Source organism: Flavobacterium sp. (assembly GCF_049240005.1).
Taxonomy (GTDB): domain Bacteria; phylum Bacteroidota; class Bacteroidia; order Flavobacteriales; family Flavobacteriaceae; genus Flavobacterium.
On sequence record NZ_JBMLTK010000096.1, the window covers coordinates 26,354 to 45,873 of the forward strand.

Here is a 19,520-nt window from a genome sequence, read left to right on the forward strand (position 1 = left end):
CCTTAAAACTTGCGTTCTTACTTTGGTTTGGGGCCACAAAGCAAGAACAAAACTTGTTGTGAAAAAAATTAAAATCTGTTACAAATATAAAATTAAAACTTGAACAAAAATACACAGTTGTGTATTTTGTCGCTAAAATACTACAAAATATCTATGTTTTTACATTCATTCGATACACCACACGAGTCCATTCCTTTTTCAAAAATCGATCACAACTTGTTTGAATCGTACTTTGACAGCTGTATAGACGCGGCATGGATTGATATACAACGTGTTATAGACAATCTGGAAATTCCAACTTTTGAGAACGTGATTCATGCTCTAGAATTCAGCGGACAAGCACTCGAGCGATTGAGTGCGTGCTTTTTTAACCTCAACAGTGCCGAAACCTCAGAAACGATTCAAAAAACAGCACAAAAAGTGTCGCCCAAGCTTGCAAAGTTTGGAAACGACGTGGCTTTGAATCCGGTACTTTTCGAAAAGGTTAAATACGTCTTTGAAAATACGACTGCAAATTCGCTTACCGCGGAAGAACAAATGCTTTTGGAAAAACGCTATAAGAGCTTTGTGCGAAATGGCGCTTTACTTTCCGACAGCGAAAAAGAGCGCTTACGCGAAATCGATGAGCAATTGTCGGCCTTTAAACTCAAATTTGGCGAGAACGTCTTAGCTGAAAATAATGCGTACCAATTAGTGGTTACCGATAAAGAACGCTTGCGCGGACTGCCGGAACTAGCACTACAGCAGGCACAAAACTTGGCGCAACAAAAAAGAATAGATGGCTACGTTTTTACACTCGATTTTCCGAGCTATCTGCCTTTTGTCAGTTACGTGGAAGATCGAGAATTGCGACAAGAAATCGCTATTGCAGCCGGGAAAAAAGCCTTCCAACAAAACGAATTCAACAATGAAAAAAACGTGCAGCAAATTGTCGCTTTACGTCACGAGCGAGCACGTTTACTCGGATACGAATCGCATGCGGCCTTTGTATTAGAAGAACGCATGGCTCAAAATCCCGACCAAGTAAAGCAGTTTCTGAATACGATTTACGACAAAGCCATGGAAAAAGCACATCGGGAATTTATTGATTTACAGAATTTTGCGCAAGAATCTGATTCGTTGTTGCAGCTTCAAAAATGGGACGGAACTTTTTATAGCGAAAAGCTCAAGCAACGTCTTTTTGCAATCGACGACGAGGCTTTAAAACCCTATTTTCCGCTGAATCAAGTTCTGGAAGGCGCTTTTTCGATTTCGGAAAAATTGTATGGAATTACTTTTAAAGAAAACGAGACAATCGAAAAATACCATCCGGATGTAAACGTGTATGAGGTGTTTTATGAGAATGGCGAATTTTGTGCGCTATTGTACACCGATTTCCATCCACGAGCTGGAAAACGTCAGGGCGCATGGATGACCTCGTTTAAGTCGCAGTGGAAAACCAACAACGAAAACAGCCGACCACATATTTCGATTGTTTGCAATTTTAGCGAAGGAACTGCCGATACGCCGGCTTTGCTCACGTTCAACGAAACCACCACCCTATTTCACGAATTCGGACATGCGCTTCACGGTATGTTAGCCGACACCGTTTACCCGTCGCTTTCCGGAACATCCGTGTATTGGGATTTTGTGGAATTGCCGAGTCAGATTTTTGAAAACTGGTGCTACGAAACCGAAGCGCTACAAACGTTTGCTAAGCACTGGCAAACGGGCGAAGTGATTCCGGAACATTACATCAATAGTATCAAAGCGGCGGCCAATTTTCAAGAGGGAATGGCAACCGTTAGACAATTGAGTTTTGGATTTTTGGATATGGCGTATCATCACGACAGCCGCGGCACGGTTGAAGCTGTAAAGCCATTTGAACTTGCGGTATTTGAAAAAACGGCTCTTTACCCCGATGTGGCCGAAAACTGTATGAGTGTTTCGTTCAGTCATATATTTAATGGCGGCTATTCGTCGGGTTATTACAGCTACAAATGGGCCGAAGTTTTAGATGCCGATGCCTTTGGAATTTTTAAAGAACACGGCATTTTAAATCGCACAATTGGCGAGCGCTTTAAAAACGAAATCTTATCGAAAGGCGGCACCGTGCATCCGATGGAGTTGTACAAAGCTTTTGCTGGAAGAGAACCTCGCGTTGAAGCGCTGTTAGAACGTGCCGGTCTTTTAAACTAACACGACAATGAGTAAAGCTGTAATTCGTGTTGTATTGATTTCGTTATTGTCGAACGGCGTGTTGGCAATAATTAAATTTTTAGCGGGCGTTTACGGCGATAGTTACGCACTTTTGGCTGATGCAACCGAATCGGCGGCCGACTTTTTTGCGTCGTTTGTCTTGTATTTCGGATTTATATACAGCCACAAGCCTGCCGACAAAAATCATCCGTACGGGCACGGTCGGTTAGAACCGCTGGTTACATTTATTGTCGTTGCTTTTTTAATTTGTTCGGCATCGCTGATTGTTTATAAAAGTATCGTACACATAATTACCCCGCACAAAACACCGGCACCATTTACGCTACTTGTCTTGGGAGTTTTGATTATTTGGAAAGAAATTTTGTTTCGAATTGTGATGAATCGGGCCAAGAAATCGAATAATACGGCGCTCAAGGCAGAAGCCTGGCATCATCGAAGCGATGCGTTAACTTCGGTTGCGGCATTTATTGGCATTTCGATTGCGCTTTTTTTTGGAAAAGGCTACGAGTCGGCCGATGATTGGGCGGCACTTCTCGCCTCTTTTGTTATTTTTTACAACGCTTGGCACATATTTCGACCTGCGTTGGGCGAAATGATGGACGAGCAGATACACGAAGACTTATCGGAACGCATTCGTGTTGAATCGGTAAAGGTTGCAGGAATTATAGCAACAGAAAAGCTGCACATTCGCAAGAGCGGTGCCCGATATTACATCGATTTACATGCGATGGTTAAGGGAGAACTCACCGTAATAGAAAGTCATAAAATTGGACATGATTTGGAAGATCATTTGCTGCGAGAGATTCCGGAGATTGCAGAAGTGCTCGTTCATATCGAACCGGATTCGGTAACGTTGCCCGCGTGAGGGATAGAAACGAAAAGCTTTGTTTGCGGTGGCGTTTAAGCCGCAAACAAACTTGCAGTGTATAGCCCGACGGCGCTAAAAGACTTTTAATCAAAGAACTACCGTTTGCGCCGGCACGCCCAAATTAAAATAACGCAATCCATTTTAAGATTAGATAAAACAGCGGAACGGCTTCAACGAAAACATCGGCAAAGCAGCGATTTCCGGGCTTTGTTCGAATAATAACGAAGAGCAGATACGCCGTTAATAGGATGGCGAATACACCATCTTCGAGAAGATAGGCTAGTATTGGCGCGCAAACAGCAAGGATTAATTTTAAAAATCGAGCTGCGAACAGTTGCGGAATACTGCGTGTATTGCGGATATCGGTGGGCAAATCGGCTATTTCGAACAATAAAATTTGCAGGCAAAACAAGCTGAAACGCAAAATTAGATACGGTAAATCGACGGTTGTGTTCGCCAATAAAAGTGGAATAAGTACAGTTGTAAGCGTCCAGACCAGCGCTACAATCCCCACTTTTGAAAACGGATTATTTCGCCATCCGAAATTTGCGTTTCGGTTGTACGTTACCGAAAACACGATTGCCATAAAGAGTGCAATAGTTGAAGAAGCGTTTGCTGCGGTGCACAAGAAAAGACAAATAGCCATTCCGGAAACAGCGGCTATTAGCACGTTTACCGTTTGCGTTTTAATGAACTGATAAGCGGGTATCACACAGATAGTGAGACAACTAAGCGCAAGAATTTGCGGACTTAACTGAAAATGTATTTGTGTGATAAGAAAATTGGCGGCAAAAGCCAGCGCAGTAAGGCTGTTTAAGCTGATGAGTTGTGAACTGATCGATTTTTGCATGCGGTTGCTGGCCTGCGCTTCAAGCTGTTTATAAATTATCAAATTAGTTGATAACAATACTTAATAGCATGTTAGAATGCGCAATAAATTCAGGTGTAAAATAGTATTTTTGCAGCTATAAAATGAATCCCTAAATGAATACTTCTCAATTTGCTTTACGTCATATCGGACCTCGTGAGGAAGAGGTTTCGCAAATGTTGGAAACAATTGGTGTTGAAAGTGTAGATCAGTTGATTTACGAAACTGTGCCAAGTGATATTCTACTAAAAACACCCTTGAATTTGCCGCCAGCGATGAGCGAATTTGAGTATTTAGATCACATAACCGAACTGGGAAAACAGAATAAAATTTTCGAATCGTACCTTGGTTTGGGATACCACCAGTGCGTAGTTCCGGCGGTTATTCAGCGCAATATTTTTGAAAATCCGGGTTGGTACACGGCTTACACGCCTTATCAGGCAGAAATTGCACAAGGCCGATTGGAGGCGATTTTGAATTTTCAGACGGTTGCCATAGAATTATCGGGTATGGAAATTGCGAACGCATCGTTGCTAGATGAAGCAACCGCTGGTGCAGAAGCGATGGCGTTGTTGTTCGATGTTCGGAGTCGCGAGCAAAAGAAAAATAACGTGTGTAAATTGTTTGTGAGCGAAGAAATTTTGCCGCAAACTTTATCGGTTTTACAAACACGTGCCACGCCTATTGGTGTTGAAATTGTGGTTGGAAATCACGAAACTTTTGATTTTTCGGACGAATTTTATGCCGCGATTTTACAATATCCGGGTAAACACGGACAAATTTTCGACTACGCCGATTTTTGTAAGAAAGCCAAAGAAAAAGACATTAAAGTAGCTGTGGCTGCTGATATTTTATCGTTAGTAGTGCTTACACCTCCAGGAGAATGGGGTGCTGATGTTGTTTTCGGAACTACACAGCGTTTCGGAATTCCGTTGGGCTATGGCGGTCCGCACGCGGCGTACTTTGCCACTAAAGAAGAATACAAGCGTAGCATGCCGGGCAGAATTATTGGAGTAACCCAAGACGCCAACGGCAACCGCGCCTTGCGTATGGCTTTGCAAACCCGCGAGCAACACATTAAACGCGACAAAGCCACAAGTAACATTTGTACAGCTCAGGTATTGTTGGCTGTAATGGCGGGTATGTATGCGGTTTATCACGGACCGAAAGGATTGGCTTTTATTGCTAATCGCGTACATCAATCGGCCGTAACCATCGTAAATGCCTTGAATAAACTGGGCGTTTACCAAACAAACGATGCGTATTTCGATACCATTGTTGTAAAAGCCGCTGCAGACGTTGTTCGCCCGATAGCCGAGTCGAAGAAATGTAATTTCTTGTACATCGATGCGCAAACGATTGGTATTTCGGTAAACGAAACGACTTCCATAAAATCGATCAATAAAATTATTTCCATCTTCGCAGAAGCAGTTGGCAAAGAAGCTTTTGAAGTTTCATCATTAGATTCTGAAAGCGCGCTACCACAGTCGCTAGCACGAACATCGAAATTTTTGACCTACGACGTATTTAACAGCTACCATTCGGAAAGTGCCTTAATGCGTTACATCAAAAAATTAGAGCGCAAAGATTTGGCTTTGAATCATTCGATGATTTCCTTGGGATCATGTACCATGAAATTGAATGCTGCTGCAGAAATGTTGCCGCTTTCGATGGCGAAATGGAACAACATTCACCCGTTTGCTCCGGTAGAACAAGCGCAAGGATATCAGACCATGCTCAAGCGTTTGGAAGAGCAATTGAATGTAGTGACCGGATTTGCAGGAACTACTTTGCAACCCAACTCGGGTGCGCAAGGCGAATATGCCGGTTTAATGGTCATTCGTGCTTATCACCACTCGCGAGGCGATTTCCACAGAAATGTATGTTTGATTCCCGCTTCGGCACACGGAACCAACCCTGCTTCGGCGGCGATGGCAGGAATGAAAATTGTGGTTACTAAAACGATGGACAACGGAAACATCGATGTAGCCGATTTGCGCGAAAAAGCAACGCAGTATAAAGATGAATTAAGCTGTTTGATGGTTACTTACCCGTCGACACACGGCGTTTACGAAAGTGCCATTCGCGAAATTACCGGAATTATTCACGAGAACGGCGGACAGGTTTATATGGATGGCGCCAACATGAATGCACAAGTTGGATTAACGAATCCGGCTACTATTGGTGCCGACGTTTGTCACCTGAATTTACATAAAACCTTTGCGATTCCGCACGGCGGTGGCGGACCAGGCGTTGGCCCTATTTGCGTAGCTGCGCATCTAGTTCCGTTTTTACCGAGCAATCCGGTTATTGAAACCGGAGGTTCTCAGGCAATTACCGCCATTAGTGCAGCTCCTTGGGGATCGGCTTTGGTATGTCTGATTTCTTACGGATACATTTGTATGCTAGGTTCGGAAGGACTTACCGAAGCTACGAAAATTGCCATCTTGAATGCAAATTACATGAAGGCTCGTTTGGAAGCGCACTATCCGATTTTATACACTGGTGAACGCGGACGTGCAGCTCACGAAATGATTTTAGATTGCCGTGCCTTCAAAGCAAACGGAATCGAAGTTACTGATATTGCAAAACGATTAATGGACTATGGTTTCCATGCGCCAACGGTATCATTTCCTGTTGCTGGAACCTTGATGATCGAACCTACGGAAAGTGAAGATCAAGCTGAATTGGATCGTTTTTGCGATGCCATGATTGCGATTCGTGCGGAGATTACTTCTGCAAGTGCAGAGGAACCAAACAATCCGTTGAAAAACGCACCGCATACCTTACCAATGCTTACCAGCGATACGTGGTCGTTTCCGTATAGCCGAGAAACTGCTGCTTTCCCATTGCCTTATGTGGTGGAAAACAAGTTTTGGCCATCGGTTCGACGCGTGGATGATGCGTATGGCGACAGAAATTTAGTTTGTTCGTGCGCCCCGATCGAAGCGTATATGGAATAAAAAAACAGCGGAAAAATTTACATTTTCTTAACGATTCATTAAGAATTCTGAGATTTCTGTAAATCATCAAATAAATTATACCAAAAGGGAATTTTAGCGTTAATTTAGCTGAATTCCCTTTTTTTCAACCATGAATATAGCAATACTAGGAAGCGGATCATTTATTCCGGAGAACATCTTGCGCAATGAAGATTTTGCAAACACGCAATTTCTCAACGAAGATGGCACTCCACTACCGGCTACTCCCGAAGTAGTTGTTCGAAAATTCAAAGAAATTACAGGTATAGAAGAGCGCCGATATGCCGATAAAGAGGTTACTGCCTCGCAAATGGGTACTATTGCGGCTCAGCGCGCTTTAGCAAAATCGGGTATCGACCCTGAAACACTCGACTACATAATTTTGGCACACAACTTTGGCGACGTGCGCTACGGAGCTATTCAATCGGATATATTACCAAGTTTGGCTTCGCGAGTAAAGCAAGAATTACAGATCAAGAATCCGAAATGTGTGGCATACGACATCTTGTTTGGTTGCCCGGGTTGGTTAGAAGGCGTTATTCAAGCTTACGCGTTTATCAAGGCTGGATTAGCAAAACGCTGTTTGGTTATTGGAACGGAAACCTTGTCGCGCGTGGTCGATCCGTTTGATCGCGATTCGATGATTTATTCCGATGGTGCTGGTGCCACGGTTATTGGCGCGCACGAAGGAGATTCGGCTATTTTAGGCATGGCTTCGGCAACCTATGCGTTAGAGGAAGCGGGTTATTTATTTTTTGGTCCGTCGAACGAAAAACAGGCGCATCGCGATATTCGGTACATTAAGATGTACGGAAGAAAAATCTATGAATTTGCTTTGAGTAAGGTTCCGCAGGCGATGAAAGACTGTATTGATGCGAGTCCGTACAAAGTAACCGACATCAAGAAAATACTCATTCATCAAGCAAATGAAAAGATGGATGAAGCAATTATCCAACGTTTTTACAAGCTACACGGACAAACGCCACCGCCGAATATCATGCCGATGAGCATCCACAAATTGGGCAACAGCAGTGTAGCAACCATTCCTACTTTATTTGATTTACTGGTACAGGAAAAAATCGAAAATCACGCTTTAGTCCCAGGCGATATTATCATGTTCGCCTCTGTTGGAGCAGGCATGAACGTGAATTGTATGTTGTATAGGTATTGAGAGATTTCAAGATTGAAAGATTGAAAGATTACAGGATTGAAAGATTGGCCTTCGACAAGCTCAGGCACCAACGATATGCGGGTTCGGGTGGAAAAACGACACTTCAAATGGTGAATTCATCGAAGTCTTAATACTTAATACTCCAATCTTAATACAAAAACGATACGTTAAGTGGTAAACGTCGCAAAGTCTATCCCGATGGCTATCGGAACTCGTCTCTATCCTGATAGCAATCGGGACTAACCTCTAAAAAACAGCACAATGTTCCACAAAGTACACGATGTTGCTTTCGACAAGCTCTACAAGCAGCTTTTTTAGCTCGCAGAACACACCGAAACGCACAGAATTTTGCGGAGTATTGCGCCGTTGAAGAAACCACAGAACGTGTCGTTACCCAAAAATTGCACCGCCCCTCGAAAAGCTGCCTTCGACAAGCTCAGGCACCGACGATACGCGGGTTCGGGTGGCAATCCGATACGTGAAGTGGTGAATTTATCAAAGTCTTAATACTCCAATCTTAATACAAAAACGATACGTTAAGTGGTAAACGTCGCAAAGTCTATCCCGATGGCTATCGGGACTAGCCTCTAGCTTCCCCAAAACGATACGTAAAGTGGTGAATTCATCACCCCCAACTACTCTACAACTACTTTTCGAATTGAGGTCTGACCTTGCTCGTTGGTGGCTTTTAGTAGATATATGCCAGAAGCTAAAGAACTGCAATTTAATTGGTGCGAACCTGCTGCTAAACTACCGCTTTGCACTACACTACCGTGAATGTTTCGAAGCTCGTAGCCAAGGTTTTGCGTAGTTCGAAGCAACAATACATCGGTAACTGGATTAGAGCCTATTTCAAACAATTCAGAGCGATCAAAACTTTCTGTCTCTAACGGACTACAAACTTCCGTGGCCCATTTTGCCAGAAAAAAATCGCTATTACCACCATAACCGGGAACCGATACTGTAGCCGTTGGAGTTAGTGTACCTGTAAATCGCCCACCCACCAGCATATCGCCTGAAGCATCAAACGCAATTTTGGTAACCAAGCCCGTTGAACCGACCACGGCAGGCATGTGGATAATAGACGTAGCCGCACCTGTGGACTTGTTAAATGTAACAACGGTAGGGCGAGTACCATTACCAGGAGGACCAATTGTTTGCGATAGGCCACTCCAGGTAATATTCTGAAAGCTGTAACCGCCCCAAACCACTTCGGTTGGCGTGCTGGTTAAGGCGCCATAACCTTCGGTATTTCTGTTGCTCAAACTGTACCAAATAACTTGATCGGCCGTGGGATTTAGCTTCATAATAAAACCAACGCCAACCCCCGTATTGGTAACTCCTAAAAATGAGGTCAAATTGCCGCCTACAAACCTTCCACCCGTATAAATATTGTTTTCACTGTCAAATTCTAAACCATAAAAGTTAATCATATTACCTGGGGGGGGGGTAGCGGTGTCTTGACGCATCCACTGAAACTGACCCTGCTCGTTAAAGCATGCAATAAACGAAGTATGGCTCATTACCTCGCCGCCATAGATTATTGGCGAACTATTTGCGTTATCGTTACCTGTAATGTAAAAATAGCCGTTGTACGGATTGCGGTAAAAACTACCTCCGCCAACAGTGTGCACTACGCCTTCTAAAGGGGTAGCACTTAAAAAATTACCCTCAGTATCATATTTGAATACCACAAAAGCCCAAGAATCAGAATTGTTTACAAAAGCGCCATCCGCATAGCTCACACCTGACCCACAAATCATAAACCAATATAAATTTCCTTGAGAATCAATTTCTAAACCACCTTGAGTAGCATTTTGACCTAAACTAATCTGCGCATTACGGTTTTCCTGCGGGCGTCTAATCCACAAAAAATCACCATCACTTGAAAACTTAGCAATAAAATGCGGACTGCAAGACGATTGGGTTTGATCAAAAATATAGTCTGTTCCAATACGTGCAGGCTTTTGATTTATCGGGTCGCAACTATTAAAACTACCTGCAACATAAACATTACCCGAGGCGTCAATCGCTAATTCGCCAAGACGTTCCCGACCGCTGCCACCAAACACTTTGGTCCAACGCAACTCCCCACTGCAACTAAAGCTGGCTAAAACCAAATCGTTTGACGAGGTAACATCATTATAGGTAGTTATCGAAACACCCTCAATTTGCGGTGAAATCCGACCGAGAGAACTCAACACGTATATATTTTTTTCCGAATCACTAACTATCGAAAATACTTCTTCGGAGCGAAAAGAAGGAAGGTTTACGTCAACGTCATTAGTCCCGCCTCCGCGCTTGGTCCATTGCCACGACTGTGCTTGTAAACCCAAACAGCTCATCAGCAGACCACACATAACAACGCTTAGTGTTTTACTATTTTTTGAACGTGCCATAGTTGGTTGTTGATTAAAGTAGTTAATAAATATATCCCGGCCTCCAAGTGATCTAAATTCATATCAGCTTTACCTTTTGCTTCATTTAAAATCGATGTAGCTATAATTCGGCCTCTTAAATCGGTAATCTGTAAAATCTTTTCACCAGTATTGTTAGGTAAATTGTACCAAACACTTAAAACATCGGTAAATGGTTTAGGCAGAGCTAAGATAGTAAAATTATCAGTTGCTTGAATGTCTGTATCTGATGCCGGGCGCTTTTCTGCACAACTGGGAAGTTCTATCGAAAACTCTGACGCGCAAGGACGATCTCCGACAATACCTTCCAGCGTAAAATTATAAGACGAATTTGCCAACTGTTCGTCGCCTAATACTTGGATAATGTGTTGACTGATACCTGGTGGTATTGCAATTGAAACAGGCAAAAAAGAAAAAAGACCTGAAACTTCGTTGAGTGTTGCATATTGCATGTATGTTTCGTCGTTTGTAATTATCAACTCAAGAATCCAATTACAGTTCTTCTCAACTTGTTGTTGTTGTAGTATAGTAATCGTTTTGATTTTAAATGGACAATCATTGCAGTTGTTTACAATAGCTGAAAATGTGGAAGACTGATAAGTGCAACCTTGTTGCTGGATTTCAAGCCGTATTCCAAGAACTGGTTCTACTGGTAGGGGTAAATTTGCAACAACACTACTAGTATTAACCGCGATAGGTTGTTCAAATTGCTGCCAACTTGCAAACTCGTATTCGCCATACGGACCAATTAAATAGCCTTCTGGCTTATCGCAATATTGATAGCACCCAGTTGGAACAATCCACATCAGCGACTCGCCATCTACCGGTAGGTCGCCTTCCCATGTACTGCTACACCCATTTTTTATTGCTGTAACGCTAATGGGACCGGGATGATCGAATATTCGTGACAAACCACTGGACCCGTCAGACCAAAGGTACTGCACGCCTGAAGCAGGATTTACTATTTGTAAGGTAGCCATGTAAGGTTCGCATTCAAAAGCAACTAGCTCAACAACAGGCTCAGCTGGGCGATCTATAACATGCAAGGTTACAGTTTGCGTAGGACTCTCGCACTGTAAATTATTTAAAACGGTTGTTAATTCAACTACATCCCCATCAGCAGCGTTCGAAATAGTAATACTGTTGTTGTCGTCGGGGTAAACACTTTCGCCATTCCATTTCCAAAAGAATTGCATATTGGGTTTGATCGGCGAACTTAAAACAACATCATCCCCTGCGCAAACGGTAAGCTCGCCATCAATTTGAGGAATACTGGGTTGAGGGGTTTGGTTTACATTACCTCCTGTGTTGTCGAACACTTCACAGCCCGCAGCAGATTGAACATGTACAAAATAATAGCCGCTGCTGTTTGCAGTAAAAGTATTAATTGTGGTAGTACCTATAGGATTGTTTAAACTATCTTTAAACCAGTTAAAAGCCGACGGCATATCTTGCCCAGGATCAGGTGTGTAAACAAGTGATACATTAGCACCTTCACAACTATTTTCCGGATTTGCTGCAATTGTACCTTGAAGCTTCACTGCCACGACCGAAACCTGTTGCATATAACTGCTGCTGCAACCAAGGGCGTTGGTAGCTGTTAGTACTACATCGTAGATAACTGCATTTTCATAACTCCTTGATGCGTTAATGATGTTGCTGCTTGAATCGTCCCCAAAATCCCAAGTATAGGTTAGGTTTTGGTCGGGGTTGGTAACCGTAAAACCAACTGCTTGTTTTTGGCAAGCGGTACCATTTACGGTAAAAAGGGGTGTTGCAGGCACGGATAATTGGATTTCTCGCGGCGCAGCTTCACACCAATTAACACCGTTAGTACTGGCACGCATGGCGATAGTATAGTTACCGGGCGCCAACGTTTGCAGTAACTCGTAAGTGTTGGTTGTTGCATTTAGGGTTGCTGTTTGCCATGCGCCGTTATTTATTTTAAACTGGATGTTGTTTAAAGTAACGGTTTCTAATTTTACGGAAGAGTCTAACAGCTTTACCTGAAATTGGCCGTTTGGCATACAGGTGATTTCGTGGCGCATAAAGGGTTTAAAAGGAATTTCAAAGCTCTTGTCTATTTTATCGCTACAAGTCGAACCATCGCTTAATTGTGCTATTACACGCATGGTTAAACCGTATGCCCCAACGGGTAAATCAGTTTGCACAAACTGTACAATACTGCTTTCAACTTGCGTGCCACCAGGTTTATTTAAACTCCAATATATTTCTTGGATATTTGGAATATCAGCAGGTATGGCAGTAACTGTGCTGCATGATACCGTTGTAGAAAAATCTAATTCAAGTGCGCACTCAGGTCCGGGATTACAATTTGGGCTAATTGTTACTTTGTTCGTTTTAAAGGTGCAACCGTAATTATTGGTAACCTCTGCATAATAACCACCAAAACCAACATCAATTATTGATAGAGTTGCTGAGGTATAATTTAACTCTTGATTACCGGTTGGTGTTACTTTAAACCATTTCACGGCATACGTCTGCGCAAATCCTTGTTCTATAGTTACGGTAAGTATGTCTGTTTCAAGAATTGGATTACAGTCGGCTACAAAGTTTGTGCTAACTGTAGCGTTTGGAATCGGGTATACTGTTGTTTCGTGCATTTGAGTTAGGTACAAATTAGCTGGACTTGTACAGTGTACTTGAACGCTTGTAGAAAGAACAGTAGGTTGCTGCGGATTATTTTCAAATGTGTAATTAACCGAGTTACCTGTGGCTGTTGCTCCGTTTGGGAATGTCCAAACAACCGTATCAGCAGTAAAACCTTCTGGTAAACTTATGGCAAAATTAACTGTTTCATTTGCACAAGCATTAGACGGCGCGATAATGGTTGGCTGTGGCGTTGGAATAATCGTGATTTCTTTTTCAATGGTTTTCTCAATACCACATTTTTTTATTAGTGCTTTGACTACCGTAGTAGTAGGCGCTGCAACTACATTCCAAGAAATTGTAGCTGTTGATTGATTTTGGGAAGAAATTAAACTTCCAAGTAACGAATTTTCAATACTCCAGGTAATGCTATCGTACCCTATAAAATCAACTTCAAAATTAGTGTCTGCATTTGAGTACGTTAGTTCCGGCCCTGTTATTACACTTTCAATTGATAGCGGAGTGATAATTTGCTCAAAAAACTCTCCAGTACAATCGCCTTTCATAATCCGTACTTTTATGAGACCTTGGCTAGATAAAACAGCTTCATCCCATACCACTTTTATTGATGATGCTCTCGAATCTCCTAATATTTCTCCATTAACAACCTCCCATTCAACTTGATTTCCAGTTGGCACAGTAACTGAATAAATTTCATTATTATTTGGACAGACGGAGTCTAAATTTCCATTAATTAAAACTGGTGTAATTGGCTTATCCATAACAGTAATATCTACTTCTGCTACATTACATCCAGGGAAATTTGGCCTCCATTTGTAAATTCCTGGCATTGTCAATGTACTGGTTATAGCAGAGGAAGAACCTGTTGCTAAAAATTGTTGCGGTCCTGTAATTTCCCATTGAATACTTTCAGCATTTCCACTGGAATTAAGCACCACCAGATCAAGAGGCGTGTTTACACAAACCTTTAAGTTGCCTTGAAGCGTGTACTCATCGTTACTATTAATTGATAAAGATGTTGAACCTCCACAGTCAAAAAGTGTATTTTTATAAACGCATCGTAACGTGAATGTTACATTTGGATCGGCAGTTACTAAGATTTCGTTACGCTGTCGTGTAAAATTTAAAGAAACATCGCCCGTTGCGCCAATAACAGTCCAAGTAAACTCAGTAGCAGGCCATTGTGGCAATTTAAACATCTGCTGTTGCTCTGGACATAAAGTGGTTGGACCTTCGATAGGAAAACTATTTGTTAGCAACGGTACTTTTATAGTCGTTGGTACTCTACATAAGCAACTGTTTGTATTCACAGTTACATAACCAAATCCATCAGCGCTAGTTGTTCCCCATTTAATTCTGGCTTTAGTACCGTTATCAAAAGTCGACAATAGTGTTCCGCCTTGAACTGTCCAAATGATATTATTACAATGATAATAATCATTTGGAATGCTGTAAATGGCGATTTGCCCCGGACAACTTATTGTTTCACAGGAGATCACTAGTTGTTCACCACTAACTCGGATATTAAAACTGTAAGAAGATGAGCAAGCGCAACCATTATAAACTCGAAGAGTAACACGATAATCACCTTCTGCCTGATAGGCATGTTGTGGCTCAAAAAGCGTAGATGTATTTCCATCTCCAAAATCCCATAGATAGTAGGCAGTTCCATTTCCTCCGCCAATACTTGTAAGATTTTGAAAATTAACTGGCGTTTGAATACATGCTCTTAGATTTGGGGCTGGTACAATCCCTTGAATCGTTGCGAGAACCTCGGGCACTTCGATTAATTCAACACAAATATCTATGGTTGTTGTACTTCCATCCAAAAATGTAACTACACCTCCTATATTACCATTTGATGATACAGAACTCCATTGCACTGTTACTCCAACTGGTGTGGTGCTTACTACTTGACCTCCAATAATATTCCATTGTATGTTTGCTATTTGACTTGTGTTTCCAAACAGTAAATAGAACTGAGAACTACCTTGGCAACTAACAATACATTCTGTTGATTGAAGATTACTGAAATCAGTATCTTTTTCATCTCTTCCTATTCCATCTTCGCAGCGAACTGTAGAGCTGTACTGCAGCTGAAGATCACAACTCGCTCCAATTGTGATTGAAACGTTAATTGGCACTCCACATTGGCCTAATATAGGCGTAAATGTATAGTTACCCGAAATCGAATTATTTATTATTGGAGGATTCCAAGTTCCTGAAATATTATTATTTGAAATTAATGGTAAACTAGGAGGTGGTGCTCCTTCACAAAGATTTGTCGGAAAGGAAAAAGTTGGGATTTTATAGGGAGCTAAAACCGTGATTGTCTTGGTGGAGGTTCCGCAATCGGGCGTAGCTTCCGGAGTAAAATAGATTATGTGACTACCTGGGAAAGATGTATATACCGGATTTTCAGACCAGCTACCAGCTACACCATTTAGACTTTCGGGTAAATAAAAGACTTCATCTTGACAAAAAGTACTGGGAAAGTCTGGAAAGACAGGCTCCTCAACATCAATAACTGTAATTTGTAAACTCACTGGTGGAACACAAGGAAGGTATTGTGAATATAAAGGGGTAAATGTATACACACCCGCTTCGAGCACATGCGTTACGGGATTTCCATTAAACGACCATGTCCCTTGATAACCCTCGTTAGAGATATCTCGAAGTCTGTAAGGTAAAGCGCTACTGCAAAGTGTTGTTCTAACGTTGAGAGTTAAATTTGTAAAATAGTCAATTACGACAGAATAATTAACTGGAGTGGAGCATTGATTTTCATTTGGAGTAAAAACAAAATTTTGTATACCAAGTTGATTTGGATTTATGGCAGCTGGATTCCAAGTTCCAAAAATACCGTTTAAGGATTTTGGAGGCAAAATTGGAACGGACTGTCCTTGGCATATTGTTTCTGGCAAGTTAAAGCTTGGCTCGACTGGATTGAAACTATTTATCTCGACAGGATCAGTAGCTAAATCTTGTGAACATTCGCCAAAATAGGTGCTAACTCGGCGAATGAACACGGGAAAGGTAGTGAAGTAAGAAACAGGATCGTCCAAGTTTGCGGTATTAGGAGCATTTGGAATATCAACATACTGCGAGTTTATGGAATTTTTGTATTGCCATTTATAGCCGGGATATGTAACTCCATCATTTATAGATATTATGTTAAGCGGAGGACAATTACCGCTTTTTTGAATTTCTCCCGCAATAGCAGAGGGATCAACGGTAATAGTGGTAAACGGAAAAATATCTTCAACCTGATTACAACCATATAGATTTTTTGTGATCTCCAGACCTACCTGATGTAGAGAATTGCCTCCCAAGTTGTCGAAAATGATAGAACCATTTGGTAAGACATTTGGACTTGAAAATAGTATATTTTCACCCAATAATAAACTACTTATGGATGATATGGTGCTGGAGTTCCCAATATAAAGCTTTTGGTTTCCAACCAACTTATAGAGCTTCAAAGTTAAGACTGCATTGTTGTTTGACGCCGGAATTAAATCTGTTGGGATCGCTGTTAAATCAAGTTCTAATTTAGCAATCTTTACATTTATGGTACCAAAGGCACATAAATCTGTACTTGTAACGCCTTCAAAATTTATTTTTTTAGCAGTTGGTGTGTAGTATATTACGTCGGGTTCCGTAACATATTCTTTTGTACCACAATATGGATTTGTGAAAGTAGATCGTCTTCTGAATACTGTAGCAACAGTTGTGATTGGAAAGGGATTTGTAAATATTAAATCTTTACCAGTGCAGTGTGGCTCGGAAGTTGTAGTAAATTCAGGATGATAGCGCCAAAATTGACTTTGACTATTTGTACATGATAATGGAACAGTAACATTATCCGACGAGTCTAAAGAACTTTTACAATTTAGAATTCGAATATTCTGCAAGTTACTTGGGTTCTCACAGGTAGGCTGCCAATTATCTAAAGGAACAAAATTTACTGTAAAAGGTCTTTCTATAATCTTTCTTAATGTTTTAAATGTAGCTATATAGTTTCCAATTCCAGATAATGGCTGCGATGTAGTTACAAATTCTGGATTAATTCTAAAGAGATTTTCACTGTCGTCGGTTAACTCGAAAATTTGTAAAGGTATCGTTTGTGAAATAGGTGTGATTTGCTGAATACTCAGCGATAAAAAGCTTTTCGTTACAGGAGCTGTTTCTGACGTGATATTGGTAGACTCTATCGTGGTAGGAAAAAGTTTATTGTCAGGTCTCTTGAAAAGAATTTCCTTTCTCCTAGCACCACAATCTAATTGTATATTGGGTATATCAAAATCAACTGGAGTAGGTAATCCTCCGCCTATGCATTCAATATTGAAGTAGAAATAAGCAGCAGCACTTGCATTTGTAGCGTCATTAGAGTGCGCAAAAAAAGTTAGTGTTATTTCTGTGTTTAAATTGATATTTGACGGATCATTATCCTGATAATCAATAAACTCCGAAAAATCTATGATTGTGCTTCGCCATGAGTTCATAAATTTTAAACTACCGGTTCCCTGAAAATCAGAAACACTACTATTCAAACGACAACTGAGCATGTCATTAACTCCATAATAATTGCTTGGATCGTATCCAATATTTGCTTGATTAACATTCCCAAACTCACCCAGACCAATTATTTTAGGAACAGTGGAATTTACAGTTAAAGGAGAATTGAATTTATACTGAGAGAAATAGCCAAATCCTGCACTTTTGGAAGTAGAAGTTTTTAAATTGTAGGAGTAGTATGGAATAGTCTTGATTCCTTGCTGAGTAAACGTGTTTTCGACAGCTCCAAGAAAATTAATCTTAAATCTACAATTTGCAGCAGTCGGGTTAAATTTAATCTTAACGTAATTCGCTCTTCCTGGAGAAAGCGAAACTTGACTATTTGGAATCGCTCCTACTCTGATTATTGCAGATCCGGTAGTTGGGGCATTGGTTACTTGAGAAAAATTAACATCATTTAATGAATTACCAAGAGGTATTACATTAAAATCAGATGAAATTTGATTATTTGCCAAGACTGTTCTATTCGCACCCGCTAGCAGCTGCAAATTTTCATCATATGTCCATCCATTCGAATATGATACGCGTTCAACTGAACCCCAATTAGTGTTGTCAAGTGGACTATTTAAAACGCACGGCTCTATAGGTGGTATAACTTGGAAGCTATATTCCATTAAACGTGTACATTCCGCATTTGATTGATTAGTTGCCGTAATTTGTAATCTATAGTTTCCAACGTTTAAATTTGCAGGAAGCTGAACAAAAGATGAGCTACTAGAATATAGAAGAGATATTGTTTGTTGCCCTTCTAACCAAATAAGTACAGCGTTATAACTCGCACTCGCTCCCAGAGCGGACTGTACTTGGATACTTACCGAAGGTATTACTCCTGTAGAGACTTGATATATTTTATTATCGAGAATTGGCGTGACTTGAAACTGCTGAACGTAAAACACACCGCAATCTACACAAGACGGGTTATCTAACAATTGACGCCGAACACCAATTTCTGGATCTAAGAAAAAATGTAATCTAGAAATTTGCCCAGCAGTAAGAAGGTTTTGGCAAGAAAAATCAACAGTAAGATCCATCAAATTGTTATTTGAATCAGCACTATCATTGGGAGAACAAGAATTTACAGTTGAAGGTACACAAATATCATTTGGTAGATAAATTTGTGGGTCTGTATCGCATACTCCATCTCCGTCCAATAAACAATCATCGTTTTTTACATGAACACAAATTCTGCAAATTTGGCTGATCAAGATCTGAAATGTAATATGACGGGCAATAGCCAAAAATTGGAATCAATCCGAGATAATGACAAACTTCATGCGCAAGTCTTTTGACGTTTTTCGAAAAATCAGGTCCGCTTAACAACATATTCCTCTCAATGTAAATACCATCATGAAATCTACCAGCTGACGCAGGACCCGTTGAAAAAGCAGTCTCCCCGCCAACAATATTGTCGACTATATAAATATTTAAAAAGTTATTTGAGGGAAACAAATTAATGCTGTTTGCCCCGTTGCTTACAGTCACATATGAATTCCAGTCAACAACAGACTCAGGATTTAGCTCATTATCACTAATGCTAGTAACCATAGGATACGTGATTTGACTTCCGTTCGGCCTATGAGTGGCCGTACAAAGCTGTATTCCAGAATTAATTGTTGGTGAAATTAGTATTGAATTTAACTCTGAAATGATTAAATCATAATTCCCTAAAATTCCAATAGGAACATTTGAACTGCTTTGCACCTCTTTAAAAACTACACTAATACTTACAGGAGCCGAAAGAGCACTTCGTAATGGTGTTTGACTTGTGATTCTATCATTATTAAATTTTACCCATGCTTCACGACTAGTT

General features: G+C 41.0%; 8 protein-coding genes. 4 read left to right on the forward strand and 4 right to left on the reverse strand.

The genetic code is table 11. From position 1 onward, the window contains the following. Positions 1-147: 147 nt before the first annotated feature. Together ACOVQQ_RS10055 and ACOVQQ_RS10060 are read left to right on the forward strand one after the other, a co-directional pair. The gene (locus ACOVQQ_RS10055) at positions 148-2,178 is read left to right on the forward strand and encodes a M3 family metallopeptidase (RefSeq protein ID WP_421818092.1); all 2,031 of its coding nucleotides are present in this window, start codon (positions 148-150) and stop codon (positions 2,176-2,178) included. Between the two features lie 7 nt (positions 2,179-2,185). Further along, entirely contained in the window at positions 2,186-3,064 is an 879-nt protein-coding gene (locus tag ACOVQQ_RS10060; protein WP_421818084.1) for a cation diffusion facilitator family transporter, read from the forward strand. A gap of 124 nt (positions 3,065-3,188) precedes the next feature. Here ACOVQQ_RS10060 and ACOVQQ_RS10065 read toward each other — a convergent pair whose 3' ends face one another. After that, on the reverse strand, positions 3,189-3,959 hold the full coding sequence (locus ACOVQQ_RS10065; protein ID WP_421818085.1) for a hypothetical protein: 771 nt from the start codon (positions 3,957-3,959) through the stop codon (positions 3,189-3,191). 92 nt (positions 3,960-4,051) lie between these two features. On the opposite strand from ACOVQQ_RS10065, the gene gcvP reads away from it, so the two are divergent. After that, positions 4,052-6,898, forward strand: coding sequence for an aminomethyl-transferring glycine dehydrogenase (gcvP, locus tag ACOVQQ_RS10070; protein WP_421818086.1), 2,847 nt, complete (start codon positions 4,052-4,054; stop codon positions 6,896-6,898). Positions 6,899-7,028: 130 nt separating this feature from the next. Next, the gene (locus ACOVQQ_RS10075) at positions 7,029-8,087 is read left to right on the forward strand and encodes a 3-oxoacyl-ACP synthase III family protein (RefSeq protein ID WP_421818087.1); all 1,059 of its coding nucleotides are present in this window, start codon (positions 7,029-7,031) and stop codon (positions 8,085-8,087) included. Positions 8,088-8,722: 635 nt separating this feature from the next. Here the strand turns inward: ACOVQQ_RS10075 and ACOVQQ_RS10080 are convergent. The 3 genes from ACOVQQ_RS10080 to ACOVQQ_RS10090 form a co-directional block, all read right to left on the reverse strand. Next, positions 8,723-10,486 (reverse strand): T9SS type A sorting domain-containing protein, encoded by a 1,764-nt coding sequence (locus tag ACOVQQ_RS10080; protein WP_421818088.1) that lies wholly within the window; start codon positions 10,484-10,486, stop codon positions 8,723-8,725. Continuing rightward, positions 10,456-18,741 carry a PKD domain-containing protein gene (locus ACOVQQ_RS10085; RefSeq protein WP_421818089.1) on the reverse strand — a complete coding sequence of 2,762 codons (8,286 nt, stop codon included), beginning with the start codon at positions 18,739-18,741 and terminating at the stop codon, positions 10,456-10,458. The genes ACOVQQ_RS10080 and ACOVQQ_RS10085 overlap by 31 nt, the downstream gene beginning before the upstream one ends. A gap of 127 nt (positions 18,742-18,868) precedes the next feature. Then, a partial coding sequence (locus ACOVQQ_RS10090; RefSeq protein ID WP_421818090.1) for a hypothetical protein occupies positions 18,869-19,520 on the reverse strand: 652 nt, incomplete at its 5' end.

Bases quoted from the DNA above. Each gene is read 5' to 3' on its own strand.
- ACOVQQ_RS10060 (WP_421818084.1), top strand. From the start codon at position 2,186: ATGAGTAAAGCTGTAATTCGTGTTGTATTGATTTCGTTATTGTCGAAC.
- gcvP (WP_421818086.1), top strand. From the start codon at position 4,052: ATGAATACTTCTCAATTTGCTTTACGTCATATCGGACCTCGTGAGGAA.
- ACOVQQ_RS10075 (WP_421818087.1), top strand. From the start codon at position 7,029: ATGAATATAGCAATACTAGGAAGCGGATCATTTATTCCGGAGAACATC.
- ACOVQQ_RS10080 (WP_421818088.1), bottom strand. From the start codon at position 10,486: ATGGCACGTTCAAAAAATAGTAAAACACTAAGCGTTGTTATGTGTGGT.
- ACOVQQ_RS10085 (WP_421818089.1), bottom strand. From the start codon at position 18,741: ATGGATCTTACTGTTGATTTTTCTTGCCAAAACCTTCTTACTGCTGGG.